Below are 16,455 nucleotides of genomic sequence, written 5' to 3' on the forward strand. Positions count from 1 at the left end.
GTAGTGCTACCCCCACCCCACCCGCCCCTACGGCGTCGATCTTGCAGTTTGTGTTGGTGAATTGCCCTTGAATGGGCGAGAAGCGAGAGCAGTACGTGCAAGATCGCGGGGCGTGGCGGTGGGGCCGGCGCGGGATTGGTCAGAGAAGTCGGGATTGAGCAATAATCGCCCGGGCGGTGAGCGGACCAGGCCGTTCAATCGATCTTGTGGAATGGAGGGGCTGGTGAGGTCGCGCCACGCAGCGACAAGATCGCGATTTGTGCACGTCTTCACAAGCGCCTACGCTGTGACTCCGACGCGCCCTGCTAGCACAGCCGGCAATCTCGGTCGCCAGCGGGAGTCCACAAACGGCCGACCAGCGGAGTTGGCCGAGGATCGCACCGCACGGAGTCTCATGAGTCAGCACCGTCACCCAGGCGCGCCCGGCCGCGCCGGTGCCGTACCGGCGCTCCCGGATCTGCCCGAGGCGACCGTCGCTCGGCTCCCGGAGTACCTGCGCGCGCTGCACAACCTCGCCGACACCGGGCACGAGACGGTCTCCAGCGAGGGTCTCTCCGCCGCCGCCGGGGTCAACTCCGCCAAGCTCCGCAAAGACCTTTCCCACCTCGGCTCGTACGGCACCCGGGGCGTCGGCTACGACGTCGCGCTGCTGATCGAGCAGATCGAGTATGTGCTCGGGCTCACCCAACGTCGGGCGGTCGCCCTGGTCGGCGTGGGTAATCTCGGTCACGCTCTGGCCGGCTACGACGGCTTCGCCAGCCGGGGCTTCCGGATCGCCGCACTGCTCGACGCCGATCGCTCACGGGTCGGTGAGGAGATCAACGGCCTGGTCGTCAGGCATATTGACGACCTGCCGACGGTCGCCGCGGAGGAATCCCTCGCGATCGGCGTGATCGCCACCCCGGCCGCCGCCGCCCAGCAGGTCGCCGACCAACTGGTCGCCGTCGGCGTGACGAGCATCCTCAACTTCGCGCCGTGCGTACTCTCGGTTCCGGAGGGGGTCGACGTGCGCAAGGTCGACCTCGCCATCGAGCTGCAGATTCTGTCCTTCCACGAGCACCGCAAGGCGTCGCTGACCGCGCTGCCCGCCACCGGCGGGTCCGCTCTCACGGCCCTGCCGGGCGGGTTCGCGGCCACCGATACCCAGGAGGCGATAGGCACGTGAAACTGCTCGTCGTCGGCGCGTCCTACCGGACCGCCCCGGTCGCCACGCTGGAGCAGCTGGCCGTGCCCCCCGCCGACCTGACCCGCACACTGGACCGCCTGGTCGCCCAGCCGTACGTGGCCGAGGCGGTGATCGTCTCCACCTGCAACCGGGTGGAGGTCTACGCCGCCGTGTCCGGTTTCCACGGCGGGCTCGGCGACGTCTGCGCCGTGCTGGCCGAGCAGGCCGGCAGCTCGCCGACCGCGCTCGCCAGCCACCTGTACGTGCACTACGACACAGCGGCCGTGGACCACGTCTTCCGGGTCGCCACCGGTCTGGACTCGATGGTGGTGGGCGAGGCGCAGATACTCGGCCAGCTGCGTGACGCGTACCACTGGGCCACCGGCGCCGACTCGGCCGGCCGGCTGCTGCACGAGCTGATGCAGCAGGCGCTGCGGGTCGGCAAGCGGGCCCACGCCGAGACCGGCATCGACCGGGCCGGCCAGAGCGTCGTCACCGCCGCCCTGGAGCTGGCCGCCGGGCACCTCGACGGCGACCTCGTCGGCCACCCGGCCCTGGTGGTCGGCGCCGGTGCGATGGGTTCGCTCGGGGTGGCCACGCTGTCCCGGCTGGGCGCCGGGCCGCTCACCGTCAGCAACCGGGGCGCTGACCGGGCCGTCCGGCTCGCCGAGTCGTACGGGGCGAGTGCCGCGCCGATGACCGAGCTGGCCGACACCCTCTCCACAGTGGACATCGTAGTGGCCGCCACCGCGTCCACCGAACCGGTCCTCACCCGGTCCGTGGTCACCGCGGCGCTGGCCGAACGCGACAGGTCCCGAGGCCCGCTGGTCCTGCTCGACCTTGCCGTTCCGCGCGACGTCGAGGAGGGCGTCGCCGAGCTGCCCGGCGTCGAGGTGATCGACATCGACCGGATGGCGGCGCTGCTCGCCGACGGCCCGGCGGCTGCCGACGCCGCAGCCGTCGAACGCATCGTCCTCGGCGAGGTGGAGGGCTTCCTCACCTGGCTACGCGGCGCCGACGTGGCACCCACGGTGGCCGCGCTGCGCGGCCGGGCCGACGACGTGGTCACCGCCGAGCTGCGCCGACTGGCCCAGCGTCGCCCCGACCTCGGCGACGACCTGCGGGCCGAGGTGGCCCGCACTGTGCACCGGGTCGTGCAGCGGCTGCTGCACCAGCCCACCGTGAAGGTTCGCCAGTTGGCCGCGGAGCCCGGCGGCGACCAGTACGCGGCACTGCTGCGCGAGCTGTTCGACCTTGAGGTGCCGCAGACCTCGCCGGTGGACACCGTCCCGGACGTGCTGACCCCCGACCTCGGCATGGCGCTCCCCGGCACCGACCCGTTGTCCGGAGCCGACGCCGCCGAGCCCACCCCACCCAGCGGAGGTGCGCGATGACCGCCCCACTGCGCCTCGGCACCCGGGGCAGCGCCCTGGCGATGGCCCAGTCCGGCCAGGTCGCCGAGGCGTTGACCGTCGCCACCGGTCGCCCCGTCGAACTGGTCGAGGTGGTCACCGCAGGCGACCGCTCCAACGCGCCGGTGCACCGGCTGGGCGTCGGGGTGTTCGTCTCCGCACTGCGCGACGCGCTGACCGCCGGGACGATCGACTTCGCTGTGCACTCGTACAAGGACCTGCCCACGGCCGCCGCCGGTGGGCTGCACATCGCGGCGGTGCCGGCCCGGCAGGACCCGCGCGACGCGTTGGTGGCCCGCGAAGGCCGAACGCTCGCCGAACTGCCGCCCGGGGCCACTGTGGGCACCGGCGCGCTGCGTCGGATCGCCCAGTTGCACGCCCTCGGCCTGCAACTGGAGGTCACCCCGATCCGCGGCAACGTCGACACCCGCCTGGGGCGGGTGCTCGGCCCCGAAGCCGATCTCGACGCCGTCGTCCTGGCACGGGCCGGTCTGGCCCGACTTGGCCGACTCGACGTGATCACCGAGTCGCTGGACCCGATGCTCATGCTGCCCGCTCCCGCTCAGGGCGCGTTGGCAGTGGAGTGCCGGGTCGACGACCGGGACCTGGTCGAGCTGCTCGCCGTGCTCGACCACGCACCGTCGCGTTCCGCGGTCACCGCGGAACGTGCGTTTCTGGCAACCCTGGAGGCCGGGTGCAGCGCACCCGTCGCCGCCTATGCCGAACTCGCCGAAGGCGAGACCGGCGATGAGATCTACCTGCGCGGGGCGGTGATCAGCCCGGACGGCACTCGTGACCTCCGGCTGTCCCGCACCGGAACGCCCGCCGACGCGGCGGAGATCGGTAAGGCACTCGCCGCCGAACTCCTCGACCTCGGCGCCGACTCGATCCTCGGCCACGAAGGACACACCGGCCCGGGGACCCAGCAATTTGGGAGCACAGAATGACCCGCACCCGTAAGCCCGTCGGCCGTATCGCGTTCGTCGGGGCTGGCCCCGGTGACCCGGGCCTGCTGACCCGTCGGGCCCACGACGCCCTGGTCGACGCCGACCAGGTGATCTACGACCGGGGAGTCCCGGAGTCGTTGCTCGCCGTCGTGCGCGCCGAGGCCTCCGCTGATGCCGAATTCACCCCGGCCGAGGGCGCGCCGGGGGACGTGGCGAAGGTGCTCATCTCCGCGGCCCGCTCCGGGCTGAACGCGGTGCACCTGGTCGCCGGCGACCCGTTCGGGCACGACTCGGTGGTCAAGGAGGTGCAGGCGGTGGCCCGCACCGCCGCCCACTTCGAGGTGGTGCCCGGCGTGGGCCAGGCCGAGGGTGTGGCCACCTACGCCGGGGTCCCGCTGCCGGGTGTGCGTACGGCCGCCGACGTCGAGGACGTCAGCGTGCTGGACTTCGAGGCGCTGGCCACGGCCGTCGGCCGGGGTTCGCTCGCGCTCGCCGTGGACGCCGGTGACCTCGCCGCCGTCCGGGACGGGCTGCTCGCCGCCGGGGTCGACGGCACCACCGGCGTCGGGGTGACCGGCGACGGCACCGGCGAGACCCAGTACACGACCACGTCGACAGTGGACAGCTTCGTGGCCGCCGCGCTCGGCTTCACCGGCCGGGTGGTGCTCACCGTCGGTGTGGGCGTGGGGCAGCGCGACAAGCTGAGCTGGTGGGAGAACCGCCCGCTGTACGGCTGGAAGGTGCTCGTACCCCGGACCAAGGAGCAGGCCGGCGCGATGAGCGCCCGGCTGCGCGCGTACGGGGCCATCCCGTGTGAGGTGCCGACCATCGCGGTCGAGCCGCCGCGTACCCCGGCGCAGATGGAACGGGCGGTCAAGGGCCTGGTCGACGGCCGGTACGCCTGGGTGATCTTCACGTCGGTGAACGCGGTCCGCGCGGTCTGGGAGAAGTTCGCCGAGCACGGCCTCGACGCCCGGCACTTCGGCGGCGTCAAGATCGCCTGCATCGGTGAGGCCACCGCGGATTCGGTCCGCGCGTTCGGCATCCAGCCGGAGCTGATCCCCGCCGGGGAGCAGTCCTCGGAGGGCCTGCTGGCCGAGTTCTCGCCGCACGACGAGATCCTCGACCCGGTGGGCCGGGTGCTGCTGCCGCGCGCCGACATCGCCACCGAGACGCTCGCCGCCGGGCTCACCGAGCGCGGCTGGGAGGTCGACGACGTGACCGCGTACCGGACGGTGCGGGCAGCTCCGCCGCCCGCCGAGATCCGCGACGCGATCAAGTCGGGCGGGTTCGACGCGGTGCTGTTCACCTCGTCCTCCACCGTGCGCAACCTGGTCGGCATCGCCGGGAAGCCGCACGCCCGGACCGTTGTTGCCGTCATTGGGCCCAAGACGGCGGAGACCGCGACGGAGTTCGGCCTGCGCGTCGACGTCCAGCCGCCGCACGCCTCGGTGCCCGACCTGGTGGAGGCGCTTGCCGCCTACGCCGTCGAACTGCGGGAGAAGCTGGCCGCCATGCCGGCCAAGCAGCGCCGTGGCTCGAAGGTGCAGGGTCCGACCGCTCTGCGCTTCCGGTAGTCGTTCGAGGAGGGTCTGCCATGTCGTACCCCGAGATCCGGCCCCGCCGGCTGCGCCGCAACCCGGCGGTCCGCCGGCTGGTGTCAGAGACCCGGGTCGACCCGGCCGAGCTGGTCGTGCCGATGTTCGTGAAGGAGGGGCTGACCGAGCCCCGCGCCATCGGGTCGCTCCCGGGGGTGCTCCAGCACTCCCGGGACTCGCTCCGCAAGGCGGCGGCCGAGGCGGTCCAGGCCGGTGTCGGCGGGATCATGCTCTTCGGCGTGCCGGAGCAGCGGGACCCGACCGGCTCCGGCGGCATCGACCCGAACGGCATCCTCAACGTCGCCATCCGCGACGTGGTGGCCGAGGTGGGCGACGCCACAGTGGTGATGAGTGACCTGTGCCTCGACGAGTTCACCTCGCACGGGCACTGTGGGCTGCTCACCCCCGACGGTGAGGTCGACAACGACTCGACCCTGGCCGCGTACGCCGACATGGCGGTGGCCCAGGCCGCCGCCGGGGTCGGCATGGTCGGACCGTCCGGGATGATGGACGGCCAGGTCGGCGTGGTACGCCGGGCCCTCGACGCCGCCGGGCACCAGGACGTCTCCGTGCTGGCGTACGCGGTGAAGTACGCCTCCGCCTTCTACGGCCCGTTCCGGGAGGCGGTGGAGTCGGCGCTGGAGGGCGACCGGCGCACCTACCAGCAGGACCCGGCCAATCTGCGTGAGTCGCTGCGCGAGGTCGCGTTGGACGTGGCCGAGGGCGCCGACCTGGTGATGGTCAAGCCGGCGCTGCCCTACCTCGACGTGGTGTCGGCGGTGCGGGCCGCGGTGGACGTCCCGGTCGCCGCCTACCAGGTCTCCGGTGAGTACGCGATGGTCGAGGCGGCCGCCGCGAACGGCTGGATCGACCGCGAGCGGGTGATGCTGGAGACGCTCACCTCGATCAAGCGGGCCGGTGCGCAGGTCATCCTCACCTACTGGGCCGTCGAGGCCGCTGGCCTGCTCCGCCAGCGCTACTGAGCGGCCCGTCCGCGGCCATCCTCTCCCGCCGTGCGCCGATCGTGACGCGCACGGTGGGCCTTGACGCGGCCGTGACCGCTGGGGCCTGGCTCGCGCGGGGTCCAGTTCTTGTCGGCCGGATCCCGGCTCCTCACTGTGCCGGGTTCGGGCTCCTGACCGCGGCGGATACCGGCTCCTGACTGCGGCCATCCCGGCTCCTGACTGCGGCCATCCCGGCTCCTGACTGCGGCGCATCCCTGGCTCCGATGTCTCCACGACTGCCTTTGCTCTGCACCCGCGGATGCGCCGGCCAGGGTCTTAGGCCGGCGCTGACCAGGATGGCGCGTATCAGCAGGGATAGAGCGTGTCGGGGTGGCGCATAAGAGGGCCCGTCTTGCTGGCGCGCTTCAGAAGGGCCGGCGGGGTGGCGCATATCAGGGTGCAGAGCAAAGGGGATAGGTCAGGGATTGCCTCCCCGCTCCGTCGCGCGGACGACGTGCTGCTCAAAGCCCACGACTTCGTCGCCCGAGCGGAAGCCACCCTCGCCACGATGACGGTTGTCCCGTTGTCCACAGGTTCTTCCGTTGTCCACAGGCCAGCCGAACGGGACTGCGAGAAACGGGGCGAGCCGGGACGGTGGAGGCATGGACGACCTACCGAGCGAGCCCTCCGACACCCTATGGCCGGTCGTTGGCATCGTCCGGGCGGCCCGTCGCCACGCCGACCTCAGCCAACGTGAGCTGGCCCGACGGGCAGGGGTGCACCACGCCACCATCGGCCGCATCGAGGGCGGTCGGACTGTTCCGAGCATCGAGCTGCTCTGCCGGATCATCGACGTCGCCGGGTGTCGGCTGGCCGTCGTCGACGACCTCGGCCGGGTGCTCATGCCCATGCGGGACTGGGACGACACGCGTGACGGTGCGGGGCGCCGCTACCCGACGCACCTGGACACCATTCTCGACCCGAAGCCGGGGGAGTGGTGGGCGGACATCTATGGGCTGGCCCGCCCGCCCGAGACGTTCTACCGCAACCGGGAGGTCCGTGACGCGATGCGTCGGCGTAGCCAATGGGAGGTGCGGGTAGCCAAGCACCGCGGCGATCCACCACCGCCACAGCGCTGGCGGTACGACTGACCGCGGGACGGACGACGGCCCGCCGCCCCCGGGCGGGGTTCGGCGGGCCGTCGACGACCACTCCAGAATCAGTCGTCGTTGGTGATCGTTCCGGTCGCGAGTGGATCAGCCAGCCGCAGGCCGGGCACGCCGGCCACCAGCAACGTCAACTTCTCGTCCGCCTCCCGCTTGCGGTCACCGCGCACCGACACCGGGAACGCCACCGACGTCTGCCCGGCGGCCAACACCTTGCAGCCGGCGTACGGGTCGAAGTCCGAGCCCACCTGCGCCGTGAGGCCGACGGTCGCGGCGCAGAGCAGCACCGACTGGGACAGCGGCCGAGACACGGTCGCGGTGAAGGTGAGCTGCCGGGTGCCCTGGTTGCCCTCGGTCACCGCCGAGTCGGCCACTGTCAACGACGCCCGGGACCGGAACCGCGCCACCTGCGGGTCGTGGTCACTGGAACCTCGCGACCCGTCACCGGCGAACTCCGCCGGCCAGTCGGCGTTGATGTGCGCCGCCCGCACCTGCACCAGGTCGCTGTGGAACGCGTCGTTGACGAACAGGTGGTCGAGAGTCTGCGCGTGCCCCTCGAAACTGTACGAGTAGGCCGAGGCCGGCACGTCCGCGACGAGGTCGTCCCACAGGTTGCGCAGGCCCGCCTCGTAGAGCGGGGCGAGCTGGTCCGACGGCGTGGGCTGCTCACCGGTCGCGATGGGATCGTCCGGGCGGGGGAAAACGTTCAGGTCCCCGCCGTAGACCACCCGGGCGGCCGGGTCGGCCTCCTCGATCGCGGTGACGATCGCCGCACCGTAACGCGCCTGCTCACGCCGCTGCCCGACCCGGCTGTCCGGGCCGGACGAGTAGTGGTTGCTGAGCGCGTACAGGGTGAACCGCTCGGCCGAGCCGGGCGCCGCGGCCACGCTGAACTTGCCCAGCTGCGGAGCACGGGTGAAGACGTTGCTGCCGTCCCGACCGGTCAAGGTGTCCACGTCCGCCGGCAGCACCGCGTTGAGGGCCTTCGGGTTCTGCACGTCGGCGTTGGTCGGCAGCCCCGCAGCCCGGTACTGAACGGTCGGTGTCGACCCCAGCAGGGGGTCCGCCGCCGTCGCGGCCGCCAGCGACACCCGGTCCGTGCGGTACAGGAAGGCCGCGGTGATACCGCGAGCGTCTGCGCCGGTCCGGTCATAGGCGGCGGCGTACGCGGGCCCACCGGCCGCCGCCACCGCGAGCGCCAACTCCTGGATGCTGTCCGGAGCGCCATCGGCGTTGTTGGTGTCGCCGCAGCTCAGCGCCGTCCCGGAGATCGTGCAGATGTCCTGATCCTCGGCCTCCTGCACCAGGATCAGGTCCGGTGCGTGCAGGTCCTTGACGATCTGATCGGCGAGGGCGGCCAGTTGCTCGCGGTATTCCGCCTCGCTGGCCGGGACGTAGTCGAACGGCGGGGAGACACCCACGCAGCCGGCGTTGCCGGCGAAGTCGCAACCGTCGAACGGGTCGTCGCGGTAGTCGTACAGGTTCTCCACGTTGTAGGTGGCCACGGCCACCTCCTGCGACCGGTCGGCCGGCTTGGGCGGGTTGTTCTTCGACGGGTCGGCCCCGGCGGCGAACTCCGCCCGCTCGACCTGGACGCCGTACTTCTCGAACGAGTAGTAGACCCCGCCCACCGCGTCCGCCCGCAGCGTGTCGAAGGTGTGCGTCGGCGGAAGCAGTGCGGCGCTGTCCCCGGCGGTGGCCTTCACGCCCATGCTGCCCAGCAGCGTCCGCTGGCCGTTGCCGTCGTCGAAGCGGCGGGTCGGGTCGTTGTCCAGCGGGTGCGAATCACGGAAGACCCGCCGGGAGTACGGGTCGGCGCGGTCCAGCAGCGGGTCGTCGCGGTCGACCACCCACAGCTCCGCGTCGGCGGTAGAGGAGAAGACGTCCCGGCCGCTCACCGCGCCGCTGCCCGCGCGTACCCGCATCCGGGAGCCCTCGTGCCGCTCCCAGAAGCGCTGCGCGTCGGTCAGCACGGCCGGCGGCACCGCGTCGGCCACCGCGACCGCGGTGTCCACGACCAGCCCACCGCCGATCAGGCGGACCAGCGACGCGCCGGAGAGCTGGGTGAAGTTGTAGTACTCCGACACCCGCGCCCGCAGCACGACCTCGTCGCCGACCGTCGGCACGTAACCGCCGATCAGCGAGGAAAACGTACCCATGAACACGAAGATGCCGTCGGAGCTGGTCGGATCACCGTCGGTGTCACCAACGCGGCTCTGCAGGAAGAAACCGTGCTGCTCCGCTCCGGCCGAGGTGCGGGCCAGGGTCAACTGGGTGATCACGCCGCGTACGTCGTACAGGGCGCTGCTCGTGCCGTTGCCGCTCGCCGGTGCGAGCGGTGACCGGTCGCTCGGACCGGACTCGGTGTCGGTGGTCGGACCCTGCACCTCGCCGACGGTCAGCTCCCGGGTCACCTGCACCGCCAGTGCGCAGCTCGCGGTGCCACCGCCCGCGTCGGTCGTGGTCACTGTGACGGTGTACGCCCCGGCGGCGAGGTCGGCGCTCACGCCGACCGTGGCGCGGGCGGTGCCGCCCACCCCGTCGGCGGGGGTGAACGCGGTACGGGTGATCGAGCCGGAGGTCGGGCTCGGGCTGATCGCGGTCACCGCCAGGTCGACGATCGTGTCGTCGGGGTCGGCGGCGGTCACCTCGCGGCTCGCGGCCGTGCCGGCGGCGGTGACCAGCGGCCCGCCGCAGGTCAGCGTGGCGGGCACGTCGACCGGGCCACCGCCGTCCACGGTGTGCGCGCCCAGCCCGTCGAAGGTGTCGACGGGGAAGCCGGCCCACTGTGCGGCGGGGTCGAACGCGTCCGACGGGTCGGTGTCACCGGCGGCCACGCTCGCCAGCCGGCGCAGGGTGTTGTCGGCGGTGCTGGTGACGCCGGCGCCCCACTCGGTGCCCGGGTCGACGCCCACCTGGCCGATCGAGTCGAGCACTGTGGTGCCCCGGCGCAGCACTATCGCGTCGTCACCGTTGAAGAGGCTCGCCCCGGTGGTCTGGTCAGCCTGGGCGAGGATGGCGGCCCCGGCCGAGGCGCTGGCGAACACGAACGCGTCACCGGCCGCCACGCTGCCGGTCAGGGCGATCGTGGTGGCCGTGGTGGAGCCGTTGAAGTACAGCTGCAACTGGTAGCCACCGGCCGCCAGGTCGACTGCGGCGCCCGTGCCGTTGAACAGCTCGATCGCCTTGTTGTTCGACGAACCCTCGACGTACTCCGAGATGAACAGGTCGGTGGGCGCGGCGCTGGCCGCGGTGGGTGCGACGCCGAGCGCCGTGACTGTCACGGCGGCGGTGGCGGTCGCGAGCGCGGCGAATGAGCGGCGCGGGCGCATAGGGCCTCCACGATGGGTGGATGGGGGTCAACGCACGTTAAGGTGCGCGACTGTCCACCGTCCATCCCCTAATGGACATTTTCGTGAATTTCTCAGCGCGGTGGATCGAGGCGGTGCACCAGCTCAGCGACGTCGACGCTGTATTCGCACCAGTCCCGGTCGGGGCGGTAGCCCAGCTCAGCGTTGACCTTCAACATCGCCTCGTTGGCCTGCGCGTTCCAGGTCTGCACCTCGATCAGCTCCGGCTCGGCGGAGCGCAACTCCAGCAGCATCCGCGCCTTGATCGCCCGATCGATGCCGTAGCCCCGGTGATCCTGCGCGACGATCGTGTCGTACTGGTCGGCGCGGGTCGGGTGCTGTGCCGGCACCACCACCTCGGTCAGGCCGGCCACCTCGCCGCTCTGCTCGTGCCGGGCGAGCACGATGTACGGCTTCATGCCCCGCCGGTGCAGCGTGTCGAGGCTGTCCCGCAGTCGCTCCGGGTCGTAGGAGCTGGGGCGCAGCTCACCGTCGTCGACGTCGCGCACCTCGGCCTTGGCCCGCGCGTACGCCTCGATCAGGTCGTCCGGCGGCCCGCCCGGGAAGAACTCCAGCTGGTAGCCCGCCCCGATGCCGGTGGCCATCTCGGTCAGCTCGGCCCAGTCCACCGCCGTCAGGTCGAGCACGCTGCGCGTCTCCACGTACTCCCGGGTGAAGCCGAGCGACTCGTAGAACCCGACCGCCGGCGTGTCGCCGACAACCTCGACCCCGATCGACTGGAAACCCTCCTGGTAGACCCGGCGCGCGGCACGCAGCACCAGGTCACGGCCGAGGCCGGTGCGCCGCGCGGACGGGTGCACCAGCACCTCGAGCACGCCGATGTCACCCAGAAGGAGTACGTGCACCTGGCCGATCACAGCGCCCGTGTCGCCCGGATCCGTCGGCTCGGCCTGGGCGATCCAGGAGATCCGCCGCTCGCCGGGCATCACCTCGGCGAGGTACTCCCGCAGCGAAGCCTCCCGCCAGGGCGGATCCTGCGGCAGGTCGGCCGCCAGGACCGCGTTCAGCGTGGCCAACAGCGACGCGATCTCGGCGGACGACGCGGTCCTGGGGTCCCACTCGCGCACCATCACCCGTCTAGCTTGCCGCTAACAGAGGCCCGGGGGAAGTGTCCAGTTCTCCAACGTATCGAGACGATCACTTCACTAGCGACTGGCCCGTCCGTACCGGTTCGCGGTGTCGTAGACGTCCTGGGCGTACCGCCGTACATCGTTGTAGGAGAGGATCGCGTTCCACCAGTCGCCCGCGATGCTCAGGTTCCGACCGCCCTTGCAGAGGTAGTTCCCCGCTGCCAGGGCCGCGTCGTCCAGGTCGTGCGGGTCCTTGACGCCGTCGTTGTCCGCGTCCGCGCCGATCTCCTGCCAGGTGGTCGGGATGAACTGCATCGGCCCGATGGCGCGGTCGAGGGTCGAGTTCCCGTCGAGCGCCCCACGGTCGGTGTCGATGATCCGCATCCGGCCGTCCTTGCCGTCCAGCGGCAGCCCGAAGATGTTGGGTACCGCCTTGCCGTCCTGCCCCAACTGCGCCCCGTTGGTCGACCCGTGATCCGATTCGACCTTTCCGATCGCGGCCAGCGTGGTCCAGCTCAGCGCACAGCTGCGGTTGGTCTGGGCGAGCACCAGCTCGGCGTACCCATACGCCTGCATGGCTACCGCCGGGACACCGACCTTGGCACCGACCTGCTGCGCCCAGCCGGCCAGGGCGTCCGACGGTCGGCCGCCGACCACCGACCCGGTCGGCAGCCCGTTGCCGGGCAACCCGCCGGTGGGCAGCGGAAGGGTCGGCAGTGGTCCGGTCGGCAGCGGCCCGGTGGGCAGCGGGCTGGTCGGCAGGCCGGAGGGCATCCCAGGCGCTGCCACCCCGCTCGGCGTGGCCGAGGCGTCGACGGCGACCGGGCGCGGTGCACGGATCGTGGCCGGTACGAGCAGCGCTCCCACCGCACCGGTCGCCGCCACCAGTGCCAGCAGGAAGACACCGGGCAGGGTCAGCCGACCACTCGGCCGGCGCGCCCAGGCGCGGGTCGCCTGGGTCGCTGCGGCTGCTGCCCGACGGGGCGGCAGCCGTACCGCGTGCGCGAACTGTACCCGCCGTCGGCGCGCCGGGTCGGACGCCGGCACGGCCGGGATCTCATCCACAGTGGTCTTGGCCGGACCTGCGGCGTCGGCCTTCGCGGTGTCGGCCTTCGCGGTGTCGGCCTTCGCGGTGTCGGCCTTCGCGGTGTCGGCGTTGGCTGCTGCGGCCAGGGGGTCGGCCGCGGGGCTTGCGGTCGGGACTGATCCGGCCGGAACCTCCGTGCCGGTGGCGCGGGAGTCCGCTTCGGACCCGGCGGAGTCGGCTGCGGCGGACTTCGCCGCTGGCGGAACCGCCGTGGCGGCTGGTGGCGTGGTGGTCGCTGGCGTGCTCGACGCGCCGGCGGAACGCCCGCTCAGCCAGGGGCGGCGGGGGCGGAGCACCTTGCGCGCCTGGTCGGGCGCGGCCCCGGAGCCTTCGAGCGGCCCGTCCAGCGGCGCGGCCGGTCGTAACGGTTGCACACGCGTGTCGTCCTCGCCGTCCACCACCTGTCGAGTATCACCCATGCTCCGCGAACCGTCAGATCCACGTACCCTGGGTGGCATGCCCCGGTACGAGTTCCGCTGCCGCGCCTGCGGCGACACCTTCGAGGTCAACCGTTCGATGGCGGCGGCCGGCGAGCCGGCCAGCTGCCCTCAGGGACACGCCGACACGGTCAAGCTTCTTTCCGCGGTCGCGGTCACCGGTCGCAGCGGTGGTGCTCCGGCACCCGCCGCTGGTGGTGGCTGCTGCGGCGGCGCCTGCGGCTGCTGATCGGGTCAATTCGCCGCCGCCTGGTGGGCCAGCCTTGCCGGGAGCGGGTCCGAGTGGCACGTTGAGGCGGCACTTGCCCGGCCGTTCTCACGATGTGTGATCGTTCGGACTCAGGCAGCATGAACCCGACGTCACGGGCGGAGGTTCCTCGCATGTCGCCACGGATCCAGCTCCCGAGCGGTTGGGTGACCTTCGTATTCACTGATATCGAGGGCTCCACACGGCTGGCTCAGCTGCTCGGCCCGGACTACCGCCCGGTGCTCGCCGAGCATCGACGGCTGCTGCGCCGCACGCTGGCCAGCACCGGTGGCGCGGAGCTGCTGACCGAGGGCGACTCGTTCTTCCTGGCCTTCGAGGAAGCTTCCGCGGCGATGACCGCGTGCCTGACCGCTCAGCGGGCACTGTCCAGCCACGACTGGCCCACCCCCGAGGCCGCGCCCCGGGTGCGGATGGGCCTGCACACCGGCTATGCCGAGCCACGCGACGGCGAGTACGCCAGCGCCGAGGTGCACCGGGCCGCCCGGGTGGCGGCCGCCGCGCACGGCGGGCAGGTGCTCTGCACGGCGTCCACCGCCCGTCGGGCCGAGCCGATGCCGCCGGGTGCGACCCTGCTCGACCTGGGGCTGCACCGGCTACGCGGCTTTGACGACCGTGAACGGCTGTTCCAACTGGTCGCACCGGGTCTGGAGCGACAGTTCCCCCGGCCCCGCACGGCCGACGCGGTGCCGCACAACCTCCCCACCCAGGTCACCTCGTTCGTCGGCCGGCAGGCCGAGCGCATCGAGCTGAGCCTGCTGGTGCGTCAGAACCGCCTGGTCACCGTGCTGGGTGCCGGCGGCGCGGGCAAGACCCGGCTCGCGGTGGAGTTGGCCAGCGGAGTTGTCGAGGCGTACCCGGACGGGGTCTGGTTCGTCGACATCGCCTCGGTGACCGACCCGGGGTTGGTGGCGTTCGCCATCGCCGCTGTGCTCGGCCTGCGTCCCGAGCCCGGTCGGCCGATGCTGGACACCCTCGTCGAGTACGCGGCCGGCCGTCGGATGCTGGTCGTGCTGGACACCTGTGACACCCAACCGGCCGCCTGCGCCGAGGTGATCGCGCGGCTGCTGTCCGGTGGAAGCGGCGTACGGGTGCTGGCCACCAGTCGCGAGTCGTTCAGCCTGCCCGGCGAGGTGGTGTGGCGGATTCCGCCGCTCTCGGTCGACCCGCGCGCGGACGGCGCGGAGAGCGACGCGGTGGCGCTGCTGCTGGACCGTACGGCGGCGGCCCGTGGTGGTCGGCAGCCGGACCCGGCCGAGTCCGCCGACCTGCGTCGGGTCGTGCAGCGGTTGGACGGCCTGCCGCTCGCCATCGAGCTGGCCGCCGCCCGGCTACGGGTGCTCTCGGTCGGTCAGCTCGCCGAGCGCCTGGACGACGTCCTCGGCACCCTGGACGCCGGCCGGGAGGACCCGGATCCGCCGCCGGTGGAGCGGGGCTGGTCCGGCAACCAGCAGGACACCGTGGACCTGGTCGCCGCGGCCGCCGGGGCGTCGCCACCCTCACCGGCCAGCCGAGCGGTGCATCGCTCGGCCACCGAACGGCATCTGACCATGCAGGCCACCGTCACCTGGTCCTACCGGACGTTGGGGCCCCGGGCCGCCCGCCTGCTGCGGTGGCTGGCGGTCTTCGCCGGCCCGGTGGATCTGGCGACGGTGGAGTGGCTGCTGGGTGACGATCCGCTGGACCCGCTGTCGGTCCTTGTGGACAAGTCGATGGTGTTGGCCGAGCCGCGTGCCTCCGGCAGCACCTACCGGATGCTCGACCCCATCCGGGCGTACGCGGCGCGACGGCTGGCCGAGGCGGGCGAGGAGCAGGCCGCCCGGGACCGGCACGTGGCCTGGTCGGCGCACGCGTTGGACCGGGCCCACCTGGGCCAGGACGGCCGGCCGGTGACGCTGTCGCTGTATGCCCTCGATCCACTGGCCGGGGAGCTGCGCGCCGCGCTGCGGTGGTGCGCCACCGGCGGCAGCGCCCGTGCCGGTCTCGGCCTGGCGGGTGGGCTTGACCAGTGGTGGCTGGAGCGGGGCCTGGCCCGCGAGGGGCGGCTGTGGCTGTTCCGGCTGTACGGACGGATCGCGGAGACGGGGGAGCGGATCCCGGAGGCGGAGCTGGCTGCGGCGTACCACATGCATTCGCTGCATGCCAGCGCCGACGGTGAGTTCGCCGAGGAACTGCGCTACTCCCAGCGGGCGGAGGCAGCGGCCCGGCAGGCCGGCGACGCCGGGTTGCTGGCTCGGGTGCTCGCCGGCCGGGCGGCACCGCTCGTCGACATGGGGCAGTTCGCCGAGGCCGAACGGGTGTGCCGGGAGGTCATCGACTGGGCGCACGGGCAGGACGTGGTCGGTGAGGCTCTGTTCGCGGTCTTCAGCCTGGCCGAGCTGCTCTGGCGGCGGGGTGCCCTGGAGGAGGCCGCGGAGCTGCTGGGCGCGGTGCGTCCGGTGGAGGCCGCCCGACCCGTGGAGCGGGGCCGGCGTTCGGTGGACATGCTGCTCGGCATGGTCGCGCTGGCCCGCGGCGACGTGATCGCCGCACACGAGCATCTGCTGGTGGCGCTGCGCTCCCGAATGGGTCACGGCTACCACGGGCGGGCGTGCGACACCTTGAACGCGATAGCGGTGCGCTGCGCGATCGGCGGGGAGCGGTTGACCGCCGCCCGCCTGTTCGGGGCGGCGCAGGCCACCCGGGCGAGCATGCGGGCCACCCCCGGCATCTTCGGCGGTTACTGGGCCGAGCAGCAGGGGGAGTTGCGCGCGGTGCTGGGCGACACGGCCTTCGACGACGCGTACGGCGAGGGTGCGGAGCTGGGGCTGGACGAGGCCGCGGCGCTGGCACTCGACGTGGAACACCCGGACCTGGCGGCGGACTCGACCCGCTTCAGCACCGGCCTGTCCCAACCAACCCCCCGCCGTCCCGCCGACCCCGACCGCCACCCAGCCACCCGAACTGAACGCGCCTAACCCCACCCCGCCCCCTCGCGCGGTCGATCATGGGGT

At 72.5% G+C, this 16,455-nt stretch carries 11 protein-coding genes; 8 read left to right on the forward strand and 3 right to left on the reverse strand.

The genetic code is table 11. The features are described 5' to 3' along the window. The first annotated feature begins 394 nt into the window (after window positions 1-394). The 6 genes from ACLQ3F_RS12740 to ACLQ3F_RS12765 all read left to right on the forward strand — a co-directional run bounded on the left by ACLQ3F_RS12740 (window position 395) and on the right by ACLQ3F_RS12765 (window position 7,217). Window positions 395-1,165 carry a redox-sensing transcriptional repressor Rex gene (locus ACLQ3F_RS12740; protein ID WP_357197600.1) on the forward strand — a complete coding sequence of 257 codons (771 nt, stop codon included), beginning with the start codon at window positions 395-397 and terminating at the stop codon, window positions 1,163-1,165. Beyond that, entirely contained in the window at window positions 1,162-2,559 is a 1,398-nt protein-coding gene (locus tag ACLQ3F_RS12745; protein ID WP_355005752.1) for a glutamyl-tRNA reductase, read from the forward strand. The genes ACLQ3F_RS12740 and ACLQ3F_RS12745 overlap by 4 nt, the downstream gene beginning before the upstream one ends. Continuing rightward, window positions 2,556-3,524 (forward strand): hydroxymethylbilane synthase, encoded by a 969-nt coding sequence (gene hemC / locus ACLQ3F_RS12750; protein WP_355005751.1) that lies wholly within the window; start codon window positions 2,556-2,558, stop codon window positions 3,522-3,524. The genes ACLQ3F_RS12745 and hemC overlap by 4 nt, the downstream gene beginning before the upstream one ends. Then, window positions 3,521-5,101 (forward strand): uroporphyrinogen-III synthase, encoded by a 1,581-nt coding sequence (locus ACLQ3F_RS12755; protein WP_355005750.1) that lies wholly within the window; start codon window positions 3,521-3,523, stop codon window positions 5,099-5,101. Before hemC ends, ACLQ3F_RS12755 begins: the two co-directional genes overlap by 4 nt. Window positions 5,102-5,121: 20 nt before the next feature. Further along, a complete protein-coding gene (gene hemB / locus ACLQ3F_RS12760; RefSeq protein WP_355005749.1) occupies window positions 5,122-6,105 on the forward strand; it encodes a porphobilinogen synthase in 984 nt (327 codons plus the stop codon). Between the two features lie 623 nt (window positions 6,106-6,728). Next, window positions 6,729-7,217, forward strand: a complete 489-nt coding sequence (locus ACLQ3F_RS12765; RefSeq protein ID WP_357196460.1) for a helix-turn-helix transcriptional regulator — start codon at window positions 6,729-6,731, stop codon at window positions 7,215-7,217. A 68-nt stretch (window positions 7,218-7,285) separates the two neighbouring features. Here the strand turns inward: ACLQ3F_RS12765 and ACLQ3F_RS12770 are convergent, their stop codons facing one another. The 3 genes from ACLQ3F_RS12770 to ACLQ3F_RS12780 form a co-directional block, all read right to left on the reverse strand. Continuing rightward, the gene (locus ACLQ3F_RS12770; protein WP_425848810.1) at window positions 7,286-10,564 is read right to left on the reverse strand and encodes a lamin tail domain-containing protein; all 3,279 of its coding nucleotides are present in this window, start codon (window positions 10,562-10,564) and stop codon (window positions 7,286-7,288) included. Window positions 10,565-10,656: 92 nt separating this feature from the next. Beyond that, a complete protein-coding gene (locus tag ACLQ3F_RS12775; RefSeq protein ID WP_425849291.1) occupies window positions 10,657-11,673 on the reverse strand; it encodes a GNAT family N-acetyltransferase in 1,017 nt (338 codons plus the stop codon). A gap of 75 nt (window positions 11,674-11,748) precedes the next feature. Continuing rightward, window positions 11,749-13,161, reverse strand: coding sequence for a lytic murein transglycosylase (locus ACLQ3F_RS12780; RefSeq protein WP_425849293.1), 1,413 nt, complete (start codon window positions 13,159-13,161; stop codon window positions 11,749-11,751). A 55-nt stretch (window positions 13,162-13,216) separates the two neighbouring features. Here ACLQ3F_RS12780 and ACLQ3F_RS12785 point away from each other — a divergent pair, with 55 nt between their 5' ends. Both ACLQ3F_RS12785 and ACLQ3F_RS12790 read left to right on the forward strand, forming a co-directional pair. Next, on the forward strand, window positions 13,217-13,426 hold the full coding sequence (locus ACLQ3F_RS12785; RefSeq protein ID WP_357233008.1) for an FmdB family zinc ribbon protein: 210 nt from the start codon (window positions 13,217-13,219) through the stop codon (window positions 13,424-13,426). Window positions 13,427-13,578: 152 nt separating this feature from the next. Beyond that, window positions 13,579-16,419, forward strand: coding sequence for an ATP-binding protein (locus ACLQ3F_RS12790; RefSeq protein WP_357196451.1), 2,841 nt, complete (start codon window positions 13,579-13,581; stop codon window positions 16,417-16,419). Window positions 16,420-16,455: the final 36 nt, after the last annotated feature.

Origin of the sequence: Micromonospora sp. DT15, assembly GCF_049841475.1 — a bacterium.
Taxonomy (GTDB): domain Bacteria; phylum Actinomycetota; class Actinomycetes; order Mycobacteriales; family Micromonosporaceae; genus Micromonospora.